Raw genomic sequence first — 872 nt, 5'->3', positions numbered from 1 at the left:
CATTCTGCTTTTCCTATATGTCGTCTAAGTGGAGGAAACCATGAAGCCAAAAGTGAAAGCGTTCTTCGACGACCAGACCTTTACGGTCTCGTACGTCGTCCACGAAGACAGCAGCCGCGCTTGTGCGATTATCGATAGCGTTCTGGATTTCGATCATGCCTCGGGCCGGACGGGGACAAGCTCTGCCGATGAGATAATCGCTTATGTGCACGCCAACGACCTCAAGACCGAATGGATTTTGGAAAGCCATGTGCATGCAGACCACCTCTCGGCTGCGCCATATCTGCAGCAGGCACTGGGCGGCAAAATCGGGATCGGACATCATATCGTCGAGGTGCAGGAAACCTTTGGCAAAATCTTCAACGAAGGGACCGAGTTCCAGCGCGATGGCAGCCAGTTTGATGCCCTCTTCCGCGAGGGCGACAGTTTCCACATCGGACAGATGCGAGGCGATGTGCTGCACACACCCGGTCATACGCCGGCCTGCTTGACCTATGTGATCGGCGATGCCGCTTTTGTCGGCGACACCTTGTTCATGCCCGACTTCGGCACCGCACGATGCGATTTCCCGGGCGGCTCATCCGAGGTGCTTTTTGAGTCGATCCAGAAGATCCTGTCTCTGCCCGATGAGACCCGCATTTTTGTGGGGCACGACTACAAAGCTCCGGGCCGGGATGAGTATGCGTGGGAGACGACGGTGGGCGAGCAAAAAGCGCTGAACATCCATATCGGGCAAGGTCGCAGCATCGAAGAGTTTGTGGAAATGCGGGATGCGCGCGACGCGACACTCTCCAAACCCCGGCTGATTCTGCCGTCGCTTCAGGTCAATATGCGCGCGGGCCAGATGCCCCCGGCCGACGAACAGGGCGATG

1 protein-coding gene is annotated in these 872 nt (G+C 57.3%); it reads left to right on the top strand.

Annotated features, from left to right (window positions below; genetic code table 11):
- Nucleotides 1–40 precede the first annotated feature (40 nt).
- On the top strand, nucleotides 41–872 hold an 832-nt coding region (locus ACR0E6_RS21910; RefSeq protein WP_480587293.1), incomplete at its 3' end, for an MBL fold metallo-hydrolase.

The organism is Ruegeria sp. AP12, assembly GCF_056540025.1.
Note: the sequence above shows the minus strand (reverse complement) of the source record. Positions and strands in the feature narration are given on the sequence as shown.